Origin of the sequence: Lentzea sp., from assembly GCF_035525475.1 — a bacterium.
GTDB lineage: Bacteria > Actinomycetota > Actinomycetes > Mycobacteriales > Pseudonocardiaceae > Lentzea.
Genome location: NZ_DATLEC010000056.1, coordinates 1 through 18,817, shown reverse-complemented (window position 1 = coordinate 18,817; position 18,817 = coordinate 1). Strand labels below are relative to the sequence as shown.

Genomic DNA, 18,817 nt, shown 5'->3' with positions numbered 1-18,817 from the left:
ACCCCGAACGCCTTGTGGAAGAACCCGAAACCCTGCTTGGTCTCGGTGAACAGCCGCTCGTGGTCCATGTGGGGAGCGAGCGAGGCGCGGCAGTAGATGCCCAGCGGGATCTTGAAGTCGCTCCCATCAGGATTTCGGCTGACGAACTCGTCGCGCCACTCGGCGTAGGGGCCGGCGACCAGGGCCACGATGTAGGTCGACATCGGCTTGGTCGTGGCGAACGTGTGCACGTTCGCGCCGCCCTCGCCCTCCTCGGTGGCGGTGATCTCGCCGTTCGAGATGACCTTCCAGTCGTGCGGCGCGATGACCTTCATCGAGTAGACCGACTTGAGATCGGGCTGGTCGAAGCACGCGAACATGCGCTTGGCGTCCGCGGTCTCGAACTGCGAGTACAGGTACACGCCGCCGTCGACGGGGTCGACGAACCGGTGCAGGCCCTCGCCGGTGTTCATGTACCGGCAGTCGGCCTCGATCGTCAGCTCGTTGGTCTCGGCGAGGTCCGGCAGCAGGACGCCGTCCTCCTCGCGGTAGGTGGAGACGTCGAGCTCGCTGCCGTTCAGCACAGCGCGGTGCACGGTCGCCGCCACGATGTCGATCCACGAGGAAGCACCCGGAGTCCGGCTGCGGAACACCACGGTGGTGGTGGAGCGGAACGTGTCCGAACCCGGCTTCCCGCCGCCGTCGGTCAGGTCCAGCTCGATCCGGTAGGACTCCACTTCCAGCAGCTCAGCACGTTCTTGAGCCTGGTCGCGGGTGAGGTTGGGCGCGGCCACTGGTCACCTCGTCTGCCACGCGTCTGGTTACGCGCTGACGTCGTCGGAATGGTTATGACTCCCGCATCCAATCACGGAAGCGCCGTACGGGAAGAGATGACAGGGTGATCTGGTTGGGCTGATGGGGCGATAACGCCACCTACCGTCACTAAAGGGGCACGCATGACCGACAAGGCGAAGGTCGACTTCTACTTCGACCCACTTTGCCCGTTCGCCTGGATCTCCTCCCGGTGGATCCTCGAGGTGGAGAAGGTCCGCGACATCGACCTGAGCTTCCACGTGATGAGCCTCGCCGTGCTGAACGAGGGCCGCGACCTGCCCGAGCAGTACAAGGAGCTCATGACCAAGGGCTGGGGTCCGGTTCGCGTCGCCATCGCCGCGGAGCAGAAGTTCGGCAACGAGGTGCTGCCGAAGCTGTACGCCGCGATGGGCACGCGCATCCACAACGAGGGCAACCAGGACTTCGCGGAGGTCATCAAGCTCGCCCTCGCGGACGCCGACCTGCCCGCCGAGCTCGCCGAGGCCGCGAACTCGACCGAGTACGACGAGGCGCTGCGGGCGAGCCACCACCGCGGCATGGACCCGGTCGGCATGGACGTCGGCACGCCGACCATCCACATCGACGGCGTCGCGTTCTTCGGCCCGGTGCTGACGAAGATCCCGCGGGGTGAGGAGGCGGGCACGATCTTCGACGGCGCCAGGCTGCTGGCGAGCTACCCGTACTTCTTCGAGCTCAAGCGGACCAGGACCGGCGACCTGGACTTCAGCTGAGTTTTTTGTCGGTGGTCGTCGCTAGCGTCTGGGGACATGGCGGACCACCACGGTGAAGTCGCGGTTCAGGGGCCCTGGTCGTTGGCGACGTCCCGGGCGTTCTGGGAGGGCTTCACGCCGTCCGCGCTCCCCCGTCGCGACGGCGGGGCGTTGCGGTCGGAGTTCCTGGTCGAGGGTGAGTGGCGTCGTGCTTCGGTCTCCGTGACCCAGGCCGGCGCCACCGCCGTTCTGTCGCTGTCCGGCGACGGTGATCTCGACCTGGCGGCGGCGCAGGTGTGCCGGTTCCTGTCGCTGGACGTCGACGGCTCCGGCTGGCCCGCCGTGGGATCACGCGATCCGGTGATCGCCGCCGCCCAGGCCGCGTTCCCCGGCTTGCGCCCGTGCGGGTTCTACTCGCCGTACGAGGCCGCTGCCTGGTCGGTGCTCTCGCAGCGGACCAGCATGGCGCAGGCGGCCAGGATGAAGGCCGCGCTGGCCGTCGACGGCGTCTTCCCGCCGCCCGCCTCGGTGCGCGCGCTGGACCTCGACTTACCCGGTCGCAAGCCGGAGTACCTGCGTGCGGTGGCCGAGGCGGCGCTGGACGGGCTGCTGGACGCCGTCACGTTGCGCGCGATGAAACCCGCGGCGGCCGTGCTGGCGGTGCAGCAGGTCAAGGGGCTGGGGCCGTTCGCGGCGGAGCTGGTGGTGCTGCGCGGGGCCAACGCGCCGGACGCCGTGCCCTACAACGAGGCCCGGCTCACCGACGAGGTCCGCGAACGGTACGGACGCCCGTCGGCCGAGGTGTCGGAGGCGTGGCGGCCGTACCGGACGTGGGCGGCAGTGCACCTGCGAGTGCTGCGCGAGCAGCGGCTCGGAGGTGACCGCCGCGCGGCGATGTGACAGGCTGGGCGTCGTCAGCGCTTGAAGTGTCACATCCGCCTGGAGGGCTCGTGATCGAGGTCGTCAACCCCGCCACCGAGGAAGTCGTCGGCACCCTCGCCGAGGGCACACCGGCCGACGTCGACGCGGCCGTGGCCGCGGCGGTCGCGGCTTTCCCGGCGTGGTCGCGGACCTCCGTCGACGAGCGGGCGAAGGCCGTCCGGGCGATCATCGACGGCCTGCGCGAGCGGGCGGGCGAGCTGGCCGCCACGATGACCGCCGAGATGGGCACGCCGCTCACGTTCAGCCAGAAGGTGCAGGTCGCGAACCCGATCGCCATCGCGGAAGGCGTCGCGACCGTGCTGGAGGGCGGCTACTTCGAGCCGGAGGAGATCGGCAACTCGCTGGTCCTCCGCGAGCCGATCGGGGTCGTCGCCGCCATCACGCCGTGGAACTTCCCGCTGCAGCAGATGGTCGCGAAGGTCGTGCCGGCGCTCGCCGCGGGCAACACCGTCGTGCTCAAGCCGAGCGAGCTCGCGCCGGGCACCGCCGACCTGCTGGCCGCGATCATCACGACGGTCGTCCCCGAGGGCGTGTTCGGGCTCGTCCACGGCACCGGACCGGTCGTCGGCGAGGCGCTGGCGGCGCACCCGGACGTGGACATGGTGTCGTTCACCGGCTCGACCAGGGCCGGGCGCCGGGTGTCGGCGGTGGCGTCCGAGACGGTCAAGCGGGTCGCGCTCGAGCTGGGCGGCAAGTCCGCGTGCATCGTGCTCGACGACGCCGACCTCGGGCGTGCGGTGAAGATCGCGGTCGCCAACTCGTTCATGAACAACGGCCAGGCGTGCAGCGCGTGGACCCGGCTGCTGGTGCCCGCAGACCGCCACGACGAAGCCGTCGAACTGGCCGCCGCGGCGGCGAAGAAGTACACCTCCGCCGACCCCGCCGATCCGTCCACGCGCATCGGTCCGGCCGTGTCCGCGGCCCAGCGCGACCGCGTCGTCGCCTACATCCGCAAGGGCGTCGAGGAGGGCGCGACGCTGGCCGCCGGTGGGCCGGACGCGCCGCTGCCGCAGGGCTTCTACGTCACGCCGACGGTGTTCGGCAACGTCACGCCGGAGATGACGATCGCGCAGGAGGAGATCTTCGGACCGGTCCTGTCGGTCATGCCGTACGCGGACGAGGACGACGCGGTGCGCATCGCCAACTCGACGATCTACGGCCTGGCGGGCGGCGTGTTCTCCGCCGACACCGACCGGGCCCTCCGGGTCGCCAAGCGGTTGCGCACCGGCCAGGTCGACATCAACGCCGCCGCGTTCAACACGAGCGCGCCGTTCGGCGGTTACCGCCAGTCCGGCAACGGCCGTGAGTTCGGCAGGTTCGGCCTCGACGAGTTCTGCGAGATCAAGTCGATCCAGCGGTAATTGGGCTGCGGGAGTCGCCACGGCGGCGTATCACTGCCGCTATGGCTGACTCGTCACTGACCATCAGGACCATCGACAGCACCGAACTCCCCGAGTTCCACCAGGTGTTCGCATGGTCGTTCCTCGACGAACCCTCCGGCGAGCACCGCTGGCTGAAGGTTCTGGAACTGGAACGGACGCACGCCGTGTTCGACGGCGACGAGATGGTCGGCACCGGCGGCATCCTCACCCGTGAGCTCACCGTGCCCGGCGGCGTCCAGGCCCACGCCGGCGCGGTGACCGTGGTAGGCGTCAAACCGGGCCATCGCCGCCGTGGCATGGCGTCGTTGCTGATGAGGACGCAGCTGCACAGCATGCACGAGGCCGGTGAGCCGATCGGGATCCTCTGGGCGTCGGAGGGCGGGATCTACCGGCGGTTCGGCTACGGCGAGTACGCGTCGAGCGTGTCGATGCTGACGATGCCGACGCGGATGCCGTTCCACCCCGGCGTGTCCGTGAGTCCGACGCGGATCCGGCAGGTGACGCGCGAGGAGGCCATGCCGTTCATGCGCGAGGTCCACGACCGGGTGCGCCGCACGCGGACCGGCTGGCTGAGCCGGGTGGAGAAGTCGTGGGAGGTCCACCTCTCCGACGCCGAGCGCGACCGCGGCGGTCTCACGTCCTACCGCTACTGCCTGCACCCTGAGGGCTATGTCGTCTTCCGGGTGAAGCACGACGGGGACAACGGCGGGCCGAAGAACGAGCTGCACGTGCATGAGCTGGTGTGCGAGACCGAACAGGCCTACGTGGACCTCTACCGGTTCCTGCTCGACCTCGACCTGGCGGGCAGCATCTCGTTCTTCACGGCCGCGGACGACCCGATCCTGCACATGGTCGACAACCCGCGGAAGGTGCGGCGGGAGCTGACCGACGGGCTGTGGCTGCGGGTCGTCGACGTCGAGAAGGCGCTGCCGCTGCGCCGGTACTCGTCCGATGTGGACAGTGTGCTGGAGGTCGAGGACTCCCTCTGCCCGTGGAACTCCGGACGTTGGCGCTTCACCGCGAAGGGGGGCGAGGCGGTCGTGACGCGCACCGAGGACCCGGCGGACGTGTCGCTCGACGTCGCCGCGTTGGGCAGCGCATACCTCGGCGGTACAAGGCTTTCCGCGCTCAGGCGAGCACACCGCGTGGTTGAGCACACGGCCGGACACGTCGACGCTCTCTCGTTGGCGTTCCTCGGTACGCATGAGCCGCATTGCCCCGAGGTGTTCTGACGGAACTACGACCGGCATTCACTCGTTGACGGTTTACCTGCTGTGGGAGGTAAAGCCGTGGGCACCGTTGTGTGGGTCGTAGTGCTGGTACTGCTGGTCGCGGGGGTGTTCTACCTGGTCAGCCAGAGCAAGGCGCGCAAGGCGCGTGAGCTCGACGACGCCAAGGCGGAGGCCCGCCGGTGGGTCGAGCGCCTCGGCGGGCAGGTGATGAGCCTCACGGGCAGCAACACCGCGTCGACCCAGGCCCTGGCGGACGCGTCCGAGCGCTTCACCGCGGCCGGGTCGCAGATGGAGCAGGCCCGCACGATCCCGCAGGCGCGGCTCGTCACCCAGACCGCGATGGAGGGTCTGCACTACGTGCGCGCCGCCCGTGAGGCGATGGGCATGGACCCCGGGCCCGCGCTGCCCGAGATCGCCGGGCAGAAGCAGGCCGGTGCCGTCAGCGAGGACCGCCAGGTGAGCGTGGACGACCACCAGTACGCCGCGTCGCCGCAGTCCGGTTCCGGCACGCCCTACTACTACCCCGGCGGCATGGTCGCGGGACGCCCGGTGCCGCGTGGCTGGTACTCCGAGCCGTGGTGGAAGCCCGCGCTCGTGGCCGGCGCGTGGGGCGTGGGCACGTTCCTGCTGATGGACGCCATGTTCTCGGGCATGCACGGCATCGGCGACTACGGCATGGCGGACATGGGAGCCGGCGATTTCGGCGGCGCGGACATGGGCGGCGCTGACATGGGTGACGCCGGCGGGTTCGACTTCGGCGACATGGGCGGGTTCGACTTCTAGACGAAAGTGCTCACGAACTGAGCACTTTCCAGCCGCACCCGAAAAGGCACCCGACCCCTTTTCCCGGGGTGGCCCTCAGGGCTGGCAGCCGGGGCACCAGAAGAGGTTGCGACCGGCCAGTTCGGTGGTCATGACCTCGGTGCCGCAGAGGAAGCACGGCTCCCCGGCACGGCGGTAGACGTACACCTCGCCGCCGTGCCGGTCCACGCGCGGCGCCCGGCCCATGGCCTTCGGCATGTGCTCGCGGCGGACGGTGTTGATCTGCCCGACCTTCACGCCGTCCTTCATCAGCACGACCAGGTCGGCCCAGATCGCGTCCCACAGCTCGCGGCTGACCTCGTCGCCGGTCAGCAACGGGTTCACGTTGTGGCGGAACAGCACCTCGGCGCGGTAGACGTTGCCGACGCCCGCGAGGACCCTCTGGTCCATCAGCAGCACGGCGAGCGACTGCTTCGACCGGATGATCCGCTGGTAGGCGAGGTCAGGATCGGCGTCCCTGCGCAACGGGTCGGGTCCCAGCCGGTCGCGGATGGCCTTGACCTCGGCCTTGTTCAGCACCTCGCACGCCGTCGGGCCGCGCAGGTCGGTCCAGTGCGTCTCGCCGACCATCCGCATGCGGACCTGGCCGACGGGCAGCAGGACCGGCAGCGGCGACTCGGTGAACGTCCCGTACAGGCCGAGGTGGACGTGCACGATCGCGTCGGGGCCGTAGACGTGGAAGAGGTGCTTCCCGTGAGCCTCGGCGCGGACGAGCTTGCGTCCGTCCACGAGGGACGCCGAGAAGCGTCCCTGCGGACTGCTGACGGAGACCGGCCTGCCCGCGTACCGGCGCTGGTGCAACCGCGCGAGGCGGTGCAGCGTGTGGCCCTCGGGCATCAGGCCTTGTTCTCGTACGCGCTGACCAGGTCGATGCGGCGCTGGTGCCGCGGCTCACCCGAGAACGGCGTCCTGAGGAACGCGGAGACGATCTCGGTCGCCTCCTCGGTGGTGTGCTGGCGGGCGCCGATGCCGATCAGGAGGGCGTCGTTGTGCTCGCGGGCGAGCTGCGCGGTGGAGATGTTCCACGCCAGCGCGGCGCGGGCGCCCTTCACCTTGTTCGCGGCGATCTGCTCGCCGTTGCCGGAGCCGCCGATCACCACGCCGAGGCTGCCGGGGTCGGCGACGACCTTCTCGGCGGCGTCGGTGCAGAACGCGACGTAGTCGTCCTGGGCGTCGTAGGTGTGGGCACCGACGTCGACGACCTCGTAACCCTGCTCCTGGAGAGCCTCGGACAGGTGGGACTTCAGCTCGAAGCCCGCGTGGTCTGCTGCCAGATAAACGCGCACGTCACCGAGTCTGACACGCTGGTGGGTGTGTTCAGCCAGGAGGGGTACCAGCTGAAGCTGGAGTGGGGGCTCGAGGGCGTCACCGCTCTGCGGGGCTGTGACGTGCTGATCGTCGTCGACGTGCTGTCGTTCACGACGTCCGTCGACCTGGTGGTCGGCAACGGCGGCCAGGTGCGGCCCTCCGCGTGGGGGCCGGGGTCGGGCAGGACGTTGAGACCGGCCTCACTCGTGGGAGCCACCGGCGTGGTCGAGCTGCCGTCACCCAACGGGTCGAACCTGTGCGCGCTCGCGGCCCGCACCGGTGCCCACGTGCTGGCGGCGTGCCTGCGCAACGCCCCGGCGGTGGCGAAGCGGGCCGCGGAACTGGGGGAGACGATCGGCGTCGTCCCGGCGGGGGAGCGGTGGGGGCTCGACATACTCGGGCAGGGGCGGCGCGAGTTCGGGCCGCTGCGGCCGTGCGTCGAGGACCACCTGGGCGCGGGCGCGGTGCTCGCGGCGTTGAGCGGGAAGGCCTCACCCGAGGCGCGGCTCGCGGTCGCGGCGTTCCGGAACACCGACGTCGCGGAGGCCGTGCGGGACTGCGGGTCGGGACGGGAGCTGATCGAGCACGGGCACGCGGCGGACGTGGAGCTGGCGGTCGCGATCGGTGTGAGCGACGCGGCGCCGGTGCTGGTGGACGGGGTGCTGAGGTGATCGAGATCGCGCCGGGCGTGTTCGTCAGGAGGCATGCCGAACTGGACCTGACCCTCGGCCTCATCACCGGGTCGGGTGACTCGTTGCTCGTCGACTCCGGCATGGACCCAGGCTTGGCCCGCGAGGTCCGCCCGTCGCGGATCGTGTTGACGCACAACCACTTCGACCACGTGCTGGCGACCGAGGCGTTCCTGCCGTGCGAGGTGTGGGCGCACGAGGACTGCGTGGTCGACGACTCGCTGCTCGACGACCGCGCCAAGCACTGCGACGAGCCGTTCGAGGGCAGGCTCGTCGCGCCCACGCACACGTTCCGCGACACCGTCACGCTGGACGTCGGCGGGCGCAGGGTCGACCTGCACCACTTCGGTCCCGCGCACACCTCGCACGACGTGGTCGTGCACGTGCCGGACGCCGGGGTGGTGTTCGCGGGCGACCTCGTCGAACAGGGTGCTCCCGCCCAGGCCGGGCCGGACGCCACGCCGTCGAACTGGCGCCGCGTCCTGGACCGGATGCTGGAGCTGGACCCGCGGATCGTCGTGCCGGGTCACGGGAACCCGGTCGACGCGAGGTTCGTGCGGGAGATGCCTATCCCGGAGGCCAGCTGAGGCCGCGTCCGCCGAGGACGTGGCAGTGGACGTGAAAGACGGTCTGGCCACCGTCCCGACCGGTGTTGAACACGAGCCGGTAGCCGGACTCGTCGATCCCCTCGGACTTCGCGACCTGGTGCGCGGTGGCGAGGATCTGGCCCGCGAGCAGCGGGTCGACGTCCCCGATGGCCTGGTGGTGCTCCTTGGGGATCACCAGGACGTGCGTGGGCGCCTTGGGGTCGATGTCGCGGAACGCGAGCGTCGTGTCGGTCTCCGTCACGACGGTCGCCGGGATCTCGCCCGCGACGATGCGGCAGAACAGGCAGTCGGTCACACCGGCATCGTATTGGTACCGGTTGTGGGGACCGATGGACTCTGTCGTCCCCGCCCGGCGGGATCCATCATGGCCGGGTGAAGGGCGCCAAGCTGGTGGTCGTCGTCCGGTGCCTCATCAGCTTCGCGATCGGCGTCCTGCTCGTGGTCCTCGCGATCCGCTTCGGTGAGGCGCTCTGGCGCGCGTTCCACTGACTTTCAGCGCACGAACTCCTTCAGCGCACGACTCCTTCAGCGCACGAAGCAGAACTCGTTGCCCTCGGGGTCGCGCATGACCTGGAAGCTGCCCTGGTCGTCCGTGACGACGACACCCTCGCGCGTCGCGCCCAGGCTCACCGCCTTCACGACCGCGGCCTCGATGTCGTCGACCTCGAAGTCGAGGTGGAACCGGTTCTTCACGTCCTTGCGCTCGGGCACCGGCTGGAACGACATCCGCACGCCACCGGGCGGCTCGACGTGCGCCCAGCCGTGCTCGCGGTTCACCGGCTCCCCGCCGAGCAGCTCCGCCCAGAACCGGACGAGCTTCGCCGGGTCGTTGCTGTCGACGACGATCTGCTGCAGGTTCACGTCTTCACCAGGTTCTCTCGTGCCCAGTCACAACACAGGTCGAGCAGTCCGAGCACCTTGCGGCCGTGCGCGGTCAGCTCGTACTCGACTCGCGGAGGATTCTCGTCGAACGCCTCGCGCGCCACCGTGCCGTCCCGCTCCATGGCGCGCAACGTCTCGGTGAGCACCTTGGGCGTCACCCACGGCACCTCGCCGCGCAGGTCGGTGAACCTCCGCCGACCACTCTGCAACGCGCGCAACAGGTGCGCGGTCCACTTGTCACCGATGCGGTACGGCAGGTCCGCGTGGGCGCATTCCACCTGCTCACTCCCGATATCGTTGCGGAAACCGGCTGTCAGCACCCTACCTTCGCGCCCATGGCGAAGATCGTTGTTTTCGGAGCGTCCGGCAGAGCGGGCACCCAGATCGCGGCCGCCGCGGAATCCCGCGGCCACGAGGTCACCGGAGTGGGCCGCGACCCCGGCGTGCGGGAGGCGGCCACCGTGGCGGCAGGCCACGACGTGGCGGTGAGCTCGGTGGTGGACCTGTCCCGCGACCCGGCGGAGTTCTACACGGAGGCGGCCAACGCCTTGGTCGCCTCCGGCGCCGGCCGAATCGTCGTGGTCGGCCTCTACACCCTGCTGGAGACCGAACCAGGCGTGCGCGTCGTGGACTCACCGGACTTCCCGGCCGAGCACAAGCCGTTCTGCCTGGGCCACGCGGCAGGGGTGGAGGTGCTGGCGCGGTCCGGCGCGGACTGGCTGGTGATGAGCCCGGCGGGCATGTTCGGCGGCACGTCGAAGGGCGCGTACCGCCTCGGCGGCCCCGACCCCACCGACGAACTGACCTACGAGGACTTCGCGCTGGCCGTGGTCGACGAGATCGAACGACCCGCGCACCACCGCACCCAGATCGGCATCGCCTCGGTGTGACCCAGTGTGACCCAGGCCATGTGAGCGGGGTCCGGGGCCCGGCCCCAGGAGACATGCGAGAGGCCGACGCGGTCTGCGCAGTTCGCAGACAAGCGTCGGCCTCGGTCGCGAGCGGGCGACGGGAATCGAACCCGCGTAGCTAGTTTGGAAGACTAGGGCTCTACCATTGAGCTACGCCCGCGTTGCCGCCCTTTGCGGGGCTGCGGTTAATACCTTAGCGGAGGGCGGTAAGCTGAGTGCAACCGGGGCGTGGCGCAGTTTGGTAGCGCACCCGCTTTGGGAGCGGGGGGTCGCAGGTTCAAATCCTGTCGCCCCGACGGTTGACGGAAGCCCTCGACGAACAAACTCGCCGAGGGCTTTCGGTCATCCGAGGTAGCGGCTCGCCCACGCCGCCAGCACCCGCGCCACGTACGCCGCGTCCGCGCGGTCGGTGAGCAGGTGGTCGGCGCCGTCCAGCGACACGAACGACTTCGGGTGCCGGGCCGAGTCGAAGATCAGCCGCGCGTTGTCCACTCCGACCAGGTCGTCCTGCGGCGAGTGCATGACCAGCAGTGCGCGGTCGAGGCCGGCGATGCACGCGGTCTGGTCCTGCTGGTTGATGTCGGTCAGGAAGCCGTTGCTGATGCGGAACGGGCGCCCGGCCAGCAGCACCTCGGCCACGCCGTGCTCCTCGATGTCCGCCTTGGACGAGCCGAGCAGGTGCTCCACGTGGGCGGTGTCGGCGGGGGCGCCGATGGTCACGACGGCGCGCGCCTCCGGGATCCTGCGTGCCGCTGCGAGCACCGCCGCACCGCCCAGGGAATGTCCGATGAGGACGCTCGGGGCTCCGATCGTGTCGCGCAGGTGGCCTGCCGCGCAGACGAGGTCGTCGACGTTGGACGTGAAGGTGGTGTTCGCGAAGTCGCCGCCGGACTGGCCGAGGCCGGTGAAGTCGAAGCGCAGCACCGCCACGCCGTGGGAGGCTAATTCGCGGGCGATGCGGGTGGCGGCCACCGAGTCCTTGCCGCAGGTGAAGCAGTGCGCGAACACGGCCGTTGCCACGACGTCGCCCGCGGGCAGCTCCAGGCGGCCTGCCAGGTCCTGGCCATCGGAGCCCGCGAAGACCGCTTTTCGGTTGTCCATGCCCTCTATGGTGCGTCACGTGCGCTACCAGTACCTCGACGCCCGGCTTCGGCACGCGTTCGACGACGCCGGGCTCGACCGCGGGCAGCGGGCGTTGTTGCAGGGCGTGTTGCGCGCACTTGACCCCGACGCGCACCTCGGGGAGCACGTGGCGGGGCTCAACAGCGCGTTCCTCGCCGTCACCCGTGCGCGGACCGCGCTGGAGAGCCACGCCACCGAGGACCAGCCGCGGTGGAACCTGTTGCGCCGCATCATCGCCACCTCGATCACCTGCGTCGACGCCGCGAAGCCCGCGTACGCGCACGGCGGCGCCAAGGAGCTGGCCAGGGCGCGCAAGATCCTGCTCCACGTCGACGCCGCCATCGCGGCGGACGGGCAGCGGCTCGATCCGGCGGTGACGGCCGCGGCCGCGGCGAAGCTCGATCCGGAGACGCTGTCCGGGCAGATCAAGACATGGATCACTCCACTGTGGAACGGCGTCCAGCTTCCGTTGCGCGCGAGGATGATCGCCGAGGTGGCGGTGCTCGTGGCCGTGCACGGCAGGGACGGCAGGCAGCTGCGCGCCGACCTGATGCGGTGGCTCAAGAAGCCCGGTGATCTCGCCGAGGTGCTCTGGCCGGAACCGCGCAAGCACATCGTGGCGCTGGTGGTCGGCGGCGCGCGGGTGTTGCGGCACCTGGACGGGCTGTTGCCGGAGGCGCGGCAGGAACCGTTGCACCGCAACAGGTTGCCGAAGGACGACTTCCTGAAGGAGGCGGTGAGCGGGTCGTCGGTGCTGGTACGGCTGCCGGTGCACGCCCCGGACGTGCACACGGCGGCGTTGCGGGGGCGGCGGATCCTCAACGAGGTGCTCGACCAGTACGCGGCGGGGGAGCGGCTCACCGAGCTGCACATCGCGCCCGTGTGGCAGGTCAGCGGTCCTGGCGGGCGGGTCACGCGCGGCACCGAGCACCGGCGCACGGTCGGCAACGCCTACCCCTTGACCGCGTACTGGCCCGCCGAGCTGCGCAGCGCGATGCGCGTGGCGAACCTCGCCCGGCAGGTCGACGCCCCGATGGCCAGCGCGGGGCTCGCGTGGAGCGCGTTGGAGGCGACGGGGCTGGACCCGGGCAAGATCGCGTGGCTCGCCAAGGCGTGTGCGCTGCAGGTGTTGCGGCAGCACCTGATCAGCCTGCACGTCGTCGTCACCAACCACGACGACGAGCTCCGCACGCCGCTCGACGCGCACGTGCCGACGACCGGGGTGAAGCACCACCTGAAGTCCGTCGACGCCTGGCTGGAGGTGCTGGTCCCGCACACCCGTCCCGACGACGGGCTGCAGGCCGCGCGGAAGGCCGTCGCCGCGCTCGCCGAGAACGAGGGCGGGCTGGTGCGGGACCTGGTGGAGCTCTGGCAGGACAGGCTCGCCGACTCGAAGGTGCTCGCGGGCTGGTTGCGGGAGCAGGAGAACACCGCGGCGGCGGCGCTGGAGTGGCTCTACGTCACGCGCAACCTGGCTTTCCACGCAGGGCGGTTCGTGTCGCCCGCCGACACGCTGACCGCACACGCCGGACAGGCCGTCATCGACCTGACGCTGGAGTTCCTCGGCAACTGGCGCACCGTCGAGAGGCGGCTGGGCCGCCAGGAGACCTCCGCGGTGGAGATCTACCGCCGGCTCGCGCAACGGCAGGACCAGCTCGTGGCCCGGCTCAAGCGGGCGGGGTCGGTGCGCAGGCTGAGTGTCGAGGACATTTCCGGGCCCGACGAGAAGTGGTGGTCGCGGGGTCGGAGGTGACACGGGAAATGGCGCGTCTTCCTTGACGCACTTCTGTTTCAGGGAGATTTCCCGAACGAATTCAGCCATGGGATGATTGGTCGTCCGCTGTGAGAACGACTTCTCGCCGACCTTGACCACCTCCCGCCTGAAGGTCAATGCTGTCGCGCATCGAGAAACGGTGTGCGCAGTCCGCAACAGGTCGGGGTGGTGTGGCGTGGATCCCGTGATTTCGGTCGGCGACCTGTGGAAGGTGTTCGGGTCGAACGCGTCCGGGGTGGTGGCGTCGGACGAGCTGAAATCCTTGTCGCGCCAGGAGTTGATGGACCGCACCGGTGCCGTCGCCGCTGTGCGCGGAGTGGACTTCGAGGTCGCTCCCGGTGAGATGTTCGTGGTCATGGGTTTGTCCGGCTCGGGCAAGTCCACCCTGGTCCGGTGCCTGACGAGGCTGGTGGAACCGACTTCCGGGACCGTCACCTTCAAGGGCGAGAACATTCTCGAAGCGGACCCGAGACGATTGCGCGACCTGCGCAGGAACAAGTTCTCCATGGTGTTCCAGCACTTCGGGTTGCTCCCCCACAGGACGGTGGCCGACAACGTCGGATACGGACTGGAAATCCGCGGGATACCGCGCGCGAAACGGGCGGAGCGGTCCCAGGAGGTGATCGACCTGGTCGGTCTGACCGGCTACGAGAGGTCCTATCCGGATCAGCTTTCCGGTGGTATGCAACAACGTGTCGGCCTGGCGCGCGCACTCGCGGGTGACCCCGACGTCCTGTTCTTCGACGAACCCTTCTCGGCGCTCGACCCGTTGATCCGGCGCGACATGCAGTCCGAGGTGATCCGGCTGCACCGCGAGGTCGGCAAGACGATGGTCTTCATCACCCACGACCTGAACGAGGCGCTGAAGCTGGGCGACCGCATCCTGATCATGCGTGACGGCCAGGTCGTGCAGGTCGGCACGGGTGACGAGCTCGTCGGCGCGCCCGCGGACGACTACGTGCGCGACTTCGTGCGGGACGTGCCGCGCGCCCACGTGCTGACGTTGAAGTGGATCATGCGCCCGCCGCGTCCCGGCGACGACCTGGACGGGCCGGAGCTGTCACCGGAAACCGTGGTGCGGGAGGCCGTGCGCAGCGTGCTCGGTGCCGGCAAGCCGGTGAAGGTCGTGCGGGACGGCGAGCTGCTGGGCGTCGTCGCGGACGAGGAGATCCTCGGGGTCGTGGCCGGGGAGGCGTGATGGTCGCCGTCGCCGCCGCACGGCGGGAACTGCCGCGCAAGCCCCTGATCGTCGCCGGGATCGTGCTGGCCTGGCTGGTGCTGTGGCTGGTGTTCCGCAACGTCGGGACGCTGCCGCTCGACGCCTCCGAGCTCACGCCGTTGCACCGGTGGGTCAACGACGTCAACGACGCGGTCGGCGCGTCGAGGAACTCCAACCCGGTGTTCCTTTACTTCTTCAACGAGATCCGGCTCGTCATCGACGAGTTCGTGACGTTCGTGCAGGCCCTGATCGCGCAGCCGTCGTTCGGCCGGCCGGTGCCCGTGATCGGCTGGCTCGGCGTCGTCTCGGTCGCGGGCCTCGTCAGTCTCGTGGTCGCGGGCTGGCGGGTCGCGCTGCTCGCGGTCGCCGGGTTCGTGTTCCTCGGCTTGCAGGGGTTGTGGCAGGAGAGCATGGACACGCTGTCGCTGACGCTGGCGGCGGTGGTGATCTCGTTGCTCTTCGGCATCCCGCTGGGCATCTGGGCGGGGCTGTCCGACCGCGCCCACCGCGTGCTGACGCCGGTGCTCGACTTCATGCAGACGATGCCGACGTTCGTCTACCTGGCGCCGTTGACGCTGTTCTTCCTGATCGGCCCGGCCTCCGCGACGATCGCCACGCTGATCTACGCCGCGCCGCCGGCGATCCGCATCACCGCGCACGCCATCCGCTCGGTGCCGCGCACCACGGTGGAGGCCTCGGAGTCCCTGGGCGCGACCGGGAAGCAGACGCTGGTGAAGGTGCTGCTGCCGTCCGCGCGCAAGACCATCGTGCTCGGCGTCAACCAGACGATCATGGCCGCGCTGTCGATGGTCACGATCGCCGCGCTGATCGACGCGCCGGGTCTCGGCAAGACCGTCGTCAAGGCGCTGCAGACGCTCGACGTCGGCACGGCGTTCAACGCCGGTCTGGCGATCGTCGTGCTGGCCATCGTGCTGGACCGCGTCACCACGGCCGCGACCGGACGCCGCTCGCTCCCGCGCTGGGCGTTGTTCGGCGGCCTCGGAGTCACGGGCGTCGCCGTGTACTTCTCCTACACCTACCTGTGGGCGGCGGAATTCCCGCAGGAGGTGGAGATCGGCAGCTCGATCCGGCAGGGCGCGACGGCCGCGACGGAGTGGGTGCAGGACTCGCTGCCGGTGATCACCGGTGGCCTCAAGGACTTCGTGACGTGGGCGCTCATCAACCCGCTGCAGGCGCTGCTGGCCGAGTCGCCGTGGTTCCTGGTGGCGCTGGTGGTCGTGGCGCTGTCGTTCCTGGTCGGTGGTGTCCGGTGCGCTGCGGTGTCCGCCGCGTGCCTGGGCGTGCTGATCGCGACCGGCCTGTGGCAGGACGCGATGGTCACGCTGGCGTCCACGCTGGTCGCCACGATCCTCGTGATGGCGCTGGGCGTGGTGGTCGGTGTGTGGATGGGACGCAGCAGGCGCGTCGACCGGGTCGTCAGGCCGATTCTCGACGCCGGTCAGGTCATGCCGGCGTTCGTCTACCTGGTGCCGTTCCTCGCGCTGTTCTCGGCGTCGCGCTTCACCGCGATCATCGCGGCCGTGGTGTTCGCGGCACCGGTCGCGATCAAGATCATCGCGGACGGCGTGCGCGCGGTGCCGCCCGCGACCGTCGAGGCGTCCACGGCGCTCGGGTCGAGCGCGTGGCAGACGATCGTGAAGGTGCAGCTGCCGATGGCGCGCGGGGCGTTGACGCTCGCCGCCAACCAGGGACTGATCTACGTGCTCTCGATGGTCGTCGTCGGCGGTCTCGTCGGCGCCGGCGCGCTCGGTTACGACGTCGTGGCCGGGTTCTCGCAGGGCCAGCTGTACGGCAAGGGGCTCGCGGCCGGTGTCGCGATCGTCGTGCTGGGCGTCATGCTCGACCGCCTCACCCAGGCGGCCGCCCGGCGGTGGACCAACCAGGAGGTTCGGTAGTGGCAAGGCACAGCGTGCTCGGAGCAGTGCTCGTCGGAGCACTCGCGCTCGCCGGCTGCGGTGGCGCGAAGGTCGGGGACACGTCGTCGGGTGCTGCCGGTGACTGCGGCACGTTCAACATCGCGATCAACCCATGGGTCGGCTACGAGGCGAACGCCGCGGTGCTCGCGCACGTGGCCGAGAAGGAACTCCAGTGCCAGGTCACCAAGAAGGAGCTCAAGGAAGAGGTGGCCTGGCAGGGCTTCGGCACCGGTGAGGTCGACGCCGTGGTCGAGAACTGGGGTCACGACGACCTGCGCAAGAAGTACGTCGACGAGCAGAAGACAGCCGTCAGCGCTGGTTCCACGGGCGTGAAGGGGCAGATCGGCTGGTACGTGCCGCCGTGGCTCGCCAAGGAGCACCCCGACATCCTCGACTGGAACAACCTCAACTCCTACGCCGACCAGTTCAGGACCTCGGAGTCGGGCGACAAGGGCCAGCTGCTCGACGGCGACCCGTCGTTCGTCACCAACGACGAGGCGCTGGTGAAGAACCTGAACCTCGACTACAAGGTCGTTTACGGCGGCAGCGAGACCGCGTTGATCCAGGCCTTCCGCCAGGCGGAGAAGGACAAGAAGTGGGTCATCGGCTACTTCTACTCGCCGCAGTGGCTGCTCAACGAGGTGAAGCTCGAGAAGGTGAAGCTGCCCGAGTACAAGCCGGGCTGCGACGCCGACGCCGAGAAGGTCGCCTGCGACTACCCGGACTACGACCTCGACAAGCTCGTGTCCAAGAAGTTCGCCGACGCAGGCGGCCCCGCGTTCCAGCTGGTCAAGAACTTCAAGTGGACCAACGAGGACCAGAACACGGTCGCGAGGTACATCGCCGAGGACAAGATGAAGCCCGAGGACGCGGCCAGGAAGTGGGTCGACGCCAACGCCGACAAGGTCAAGGCGTGGCTCCCCGGCAAGTCCTAGCGGCATGGGGGTGGTTCCTGGACGAGAGGAACCACCCCACCCCCGGCATCACGCAGCCCGCGGCCCGGCGGGGACCTCGGGCTCGTGGCGGTGTGTCATCCGGTGCCACCACGACCGCGGCTTCCCGCCGTCGCGGTAGTACTCCCGGACGCGGCGGGCGTCCTCCCGCAGGGCCTCCTGCCGGTAGTCCATCTCCGCCTTGATCGCTTCGGGCGTCCATTCCATCCGACTCACTCCTCAGGTCGTTCGCTGTCGACGATGAGAGTGCGCCTGAGGGGTCACCCCTCACATCGGACGATCACCCAAGGTCGCGCCGTGAGACCCCTTACGCCGGTGCCTCGGTAGCTGGATCAGCGGATTCCCGCGGCGTGGGTAAGGGGCCACGATCGACGGCATGACTGTCGCCGACTTACCCATGCGACCTGCGAAGTTCTTCGATCCCACCACGGAGGTCCACTTCGACGAGGCCCTGGACAGCTGGAGCGTCTTCAGCCTCGCCGACGTCCAGCGCGTGCTGTCCGACGAGGAGTGGTTCTCCGCCGGTTACGGCCTCACGGACGAGACGAGGCCGCTCGGCAACGCCGTCATGAGCGGCATGTGGGCCGCTGACGGCCGGCGTCACCGCGACCTGAGGGCCGCCGTCGCCGACCCGTTCAGCCCGCGGGTGATGTCCCGGCTCGAGGGCCAGATCCGCGCCATCGCCACCGAGCTGATCGACGAGCTGGACCCGTCCGGCTTCGACCTGGTCCCGCGGGTCGCCCGCCCGCTGCCCACCAGGGTGATCTGCCACCTCCTCGGCCTCGACCTCAGCTTCGAGAAGAAGATGGCCGGGTGGCTCGAGAAGTGGTACGAGGACTCGGTCACGACCAACACCGTCCCGCCGCAGGAGGAGATGTCGCGCTTCTTCGCCGACGAGATCGACCGGCAGCGCACCGAGCCGGCGGACGGGCTGATCGCGGAACTGGTCGCCGTGCAGGCCGCCGGGTACGAGGTGGACGGCCGCCCGATGTCGGACCTGGACCTCGTCGGGTACTGCGCGATGCTGCTCGCCGCCGGTGTCGACACGACGTTCGCGAGCATCCCGAACGCCGTGCTGTTCCTGACCGAGTTCGGCCACTGGGACGAGCTGCGGGAGGACCCCACGCTGATTCCCGGCGCCGTCGAGGAGACGATGCGCTGGTACCCGGTCTTCCCCGCTCCCCGGCGGCTGGTGCGCAGGGACGTGGTGCTCGGCGGGCAGGAGATCAAGGCCGGTCAGTGGGTCACCGGCTGGCTCAGCGCGGCCAACCGGGACCCCTCGCGCTACCCCTCACCGGACACGTTCGACATCCGTCGGCGGGCCCGGATCATGACGTTCGGGCACGGGGCGCACTACTGCCTGGGCGCCGGGCTGGCGCGGCTGGAGAAGCGGGTGCTGCTCGAGGAGATGGTGCGCCGGCTCCCGTTGCTGCGCAGGGAAACCGGCGCACCGCTCGTGCGGAGGCAGTGGATGCTCGACAACCTCGAGACAGCCACCTTCCGCTTCGACTAG

The 18,817-nt window shown here is 69.7% G+C and carries 20 protein-coding genes, 2 tRNA genes and 1 pseudogene; 14 read left to right on the top strand and 9 right to left on the bottom strand.

The window, feature by feature from the left end; translation table 11 throughout:
- Positions 1–773: pseudogene (locus VM306_RS09810) on the bottom strand (aminopeptidase N); the annotation flags it as partial.
- Between the two features lie 162 nt (positions 774–935).
- Here VM306_RS09810 and VM306_RS09805 point away from each other — a divergent pair.
- From VM306_RS09805 to VM306_RS09785, 5 genes are read left to right on the top strand one after another with little or no spacing between them, the layout of a single operon-like run.
- Positions 936–1,544: a DsbA family protein gene (locus VM306_RS09805; protein ID WP_325513255.1), complete on the top strand. Its 609-nt coding sequence runs from the start codon at positions 936–938 to the stop codon at positions 1,542–1,544.
- A 36-nt stretch (positions 1,545–1,580) separates the two neighbouring features.
- Complete coding sequence (locus VM306_RS09800; RefSeq protein WP_325513253.1) at positions 1,581–2,423, top strand: DNA-3-methyladenine glycosylase 2 family protein; 843 nt, start codon at positions 1,581–1,583, stop codon at positions 2,421–2,423.
- Between the two features lie 50 nt (positions 2,424–2,473).
- A complete protein-coding gene (locus VM306_RS09795; RefSeq protein WP_325513251.1) occupies positions 2,474–3,826 on the top strand; it encodes an aldehyde dehydrogenase family protein in 1,353 nt (450 codons plus the stop codon).
- 41 nt (positions 3,827–3,867) lie between these two features.
- Positions 3,868–5,079 carry a GNAT family N-acetyltransferase gene (locus tag VM306_RS09790; RefSeq protein ID WP_325513249.1) on the top strand — a complete coding sequence of 404 codons (1,212 nt, stop codon included), beginning with the start codon at positions 3,868–3,870 and terminating at the stop codon, positions 5,077–5,079.
- Positions 5,080–5,136: 57 nt separating this feature from the next.
- Entirely contained in the window at positions 5,137–5,862 is a 726-nt protein-coding gene (locus VM306_RS09785) for a hypothetical protein (RefSeq protein ID WP_325513247.1), read from the top strand.
- Positions 5,863–5,937: 75 nt separating this feature from the next.
- Here VM306_RS09785 and VM306_RS09780 read toward each other — a convergent pair whose 3' ends face one another.
- Positions 5,938–6,738, bottom strand: coding sequence for an Fpg/Nei family DNA glycosylase (locus VM306_RS09780; RefSeq protein ID WP_325513245.1), 801 nt, complete (start codon positions 6,736–6,738; stop codon positions 5,938–5,940).
- On the bottom strand, positions 6,738–7,187 hold the full coding sequence (locus VM306_RS09775; RefSeq protein ID WP_325513243.1) for a ribose-5-phosphate isomerase: 450 nt from the start codon (positions 7,185–7,187) through the stop codon (positions 6,738–6,740). The genes VM306_RS09780 and VM306_RS09775 overlap by 1 nt, the downstream gene beginning before the upstream one ends.
- Positions 7,188–7,208: 21 nt before the next feature.
- Here VM306_RS09775 and VM306_RS09770 point away from each other — a divergent pair, with 21 nt between their 5' ends.
- Positions 7,209–7,880 (top strand): 2-phosphosulfolactate phosphatase, encoded by a 672-nt coding sequence (locus tag VM306_RS09770; protein ID WP_325513241.1) that lies wholly within the window; start codon positions 7,209–7,211, stop codon positions 7,878–7,880.
- Positions 7,877–8,485: an MBL fold metallo-hydrolase gene (locus tag VM306_RS09765; protein ID WP_325513239.1), complete on the top strand. Its 609-nt coding sequence runs from the start codon at positions 7,877–7,879 to the stop codon at positions 8,483–8,485. Before VM306_RS09770 ends, VM306_RS09765 begins: the two co-directional genes overlap by 4 nt.
- Here VM306_RS09765 and VM306_RS09760 read toward each other — a convergent pair.
- The 3 genes from VM306_RS09760 to VM306_RS09750 all read right to left on the bottom strand — a co-directional run bounded on the left by VM306_RS09760 (position 8,466) and on the right by VM306_RS09750 (position 9,666).
- Entirely contained in the window at positions 8,466–8,801 is a 336-nt protein-coding gene (locus tag VM306_RS09760) for a histidine triad nucleotide-binding protein (RefSeq protein ID WP_325513237.1), read from the bottom strand. The two genes, VM306_RS09765 and VM306_RS09760, sit on opposite strands and share 20 nt — an antisense overlap.
- Positions 8,802–9,031: 230 nt before the next feature.
- Positions 9,032–9,367, bottom strand: a complete 336-nt coding sequence (locus VM306_RS09755) for a VOC family protein (RefSeq protein ID WP_325513235.1) — start codon at positions 9,365–9,367, stop codon at positions 9,032–9,034.
- Positions 9,364–9,666 carry a helix-turn-helix domain-containing protein gene (locus VM306_RS09750; RefSeq protein WP_325513233.1) on the bottom strand — a complete coding sequence of 101 codons (303 nt, stop codon included), beginning with the start codon at positions 9,664–9,666 and terminating at the stop codon, positions 9,364–9,366. Before VM306_RS09750 ends, VM306_RS09755 begins: the two co-directional genes overlap by 4 nt.
- Positions 9,667–9,723: 57 nt before the next feature.
- Between VM306_RS09750 and VM306_RS09745 the strand changes: the two genes are divergently transcribed.
- Positions 9,724–10,278, top strand: coding sequence for a hypothetical protein (locus tag VM306_RS09745; protein WP_325513231.1), 555 nt, complete (start codon positions 9,724–9,726; stop codon positions 10,276–10,278).
- A 110-nt stretch (positions 10,279–10,388) separates the two neighbouring features.
- Here VM306_RS09745 and VM306_RS09740 read toward each other — a convergent pair.
- Positions 10,389–10,459 (bottom strand) — tRNA-Gly (locus VM306_RS09740).
- A 62-nt stretch (positions 10,460–10,521) separates the two neighbouring features.
- On the opposite strand from VM306_RS09740, the gene VM306_RS09735 reads away from it, so the two are divergent.
- A tRNA-Pro gene (locus VM306_RS09735) sits at positions 10,522–10,595 on the top strand.
- A gap of 46 nt (positions 10,596–10,641) precedes the next feature.
- Here the strand turns inward: VM306_RS09735 and VM306_RS09730 are convergent.
- Positions 10,642–11,400, bottom strand: a complete 759-nt coding sequence (locus VM306_RS09730) for an alpha/beta hydrolase (protein WP_325513229.1) — start codon at positions 11,398–11,400, stop codon at positions 10,642–10,644.
- Positions 11,401–11,419: 19 nt separating this feature from the next.
- On the opposite strand from VM306_RS09730, the gene VM306_RS09725 reads away from it, so the two are divergent.
- From VM306_RS09725 to VM306_RS09710, 4 genes are all read left to right on the top strand, one after another.
- Positions 11,420–13,174: a hypothetical protein gene (locus VM306_RS09725; RefSeq protein WP_325513227.1), complete on the top strand. Its 1,755-nt coding sequence runs from the start codon at positions 11,420–11,422 to the stop codon at positions 13,172–13,174.
- A gap of 196 nt (positions 13,175–13,370) precedes the next feature.
- Positions 13,371–14,393: a betaine/proline/choline family ABC transporter ATP-binding protein gene (locus VM306_RS09720; protein ID WP_325513225.1), complete on the top strand. Its 1,023-nt coding sequence runs from the start codon at positions 13,371–13,373 to the stop codon at positions 14,391–14,393.
- Positions 14,393–16,330, top strand: coding sequence for an ABC transporter permease (locus VM306_RS09715; RefSeq protein ID WP_325513223.1), 1,938 nt, complete (start codon positions 14,393–14,395; stop codon positions 16,328–16,330). The genes VM306_RS09720 and VM306_RS09715 overlap by 1 nt, the downstream gene beginning before the upstream one ends.
- On the top strand, positions 16,330–17,286 hold the full coding sequence (locus tag VM306_RS09710; RefSeq protein ID WP_325513221.1) for an ABC transporter substrate-binding protein: 957 nt from the start codon (positions 16,330–16,332) through the stop codon (positions 17,284–17,286). Before VM306_RS09715 ends, VM306_RS09710 begins: the two co-directional genes overlap by 1 nt.
- 48 nt (positions 17,287–17,334) lie before the next feature.
- On the opposite strand, the gene VM306_RS09705 is transcribed toward VM306_RS09710, so the two are convergent.
- On the bottom strand, positions 17,335–17,511 hold the full coding sequence (locus tag VM306_RS09705) for a hypothetical protein (RefSeq protein WP_325513219.1): 177 nt from the start codon (positions 17,509–17,511) through the stop codon (positions 17,335–17,337).
- A 169-nt stretch (positions 17,512–17,680) separates the two neighbouring features.
- Here VM306_RS09705 and VM306_RS09700 point away from each other — a divergent pair, with 169 nt between their 5' ends.
- The gene (locus VM306_RS09700; protein ID WP_325513217.1) at positions 17,681–18,817 is read left to right on the top strand and encodes a cytochrome P450; all 1,137 of its coding nucleotides are present in this window, start codon (positions 17,681–17,683) and stop codon (positions 18,815–18,817) included.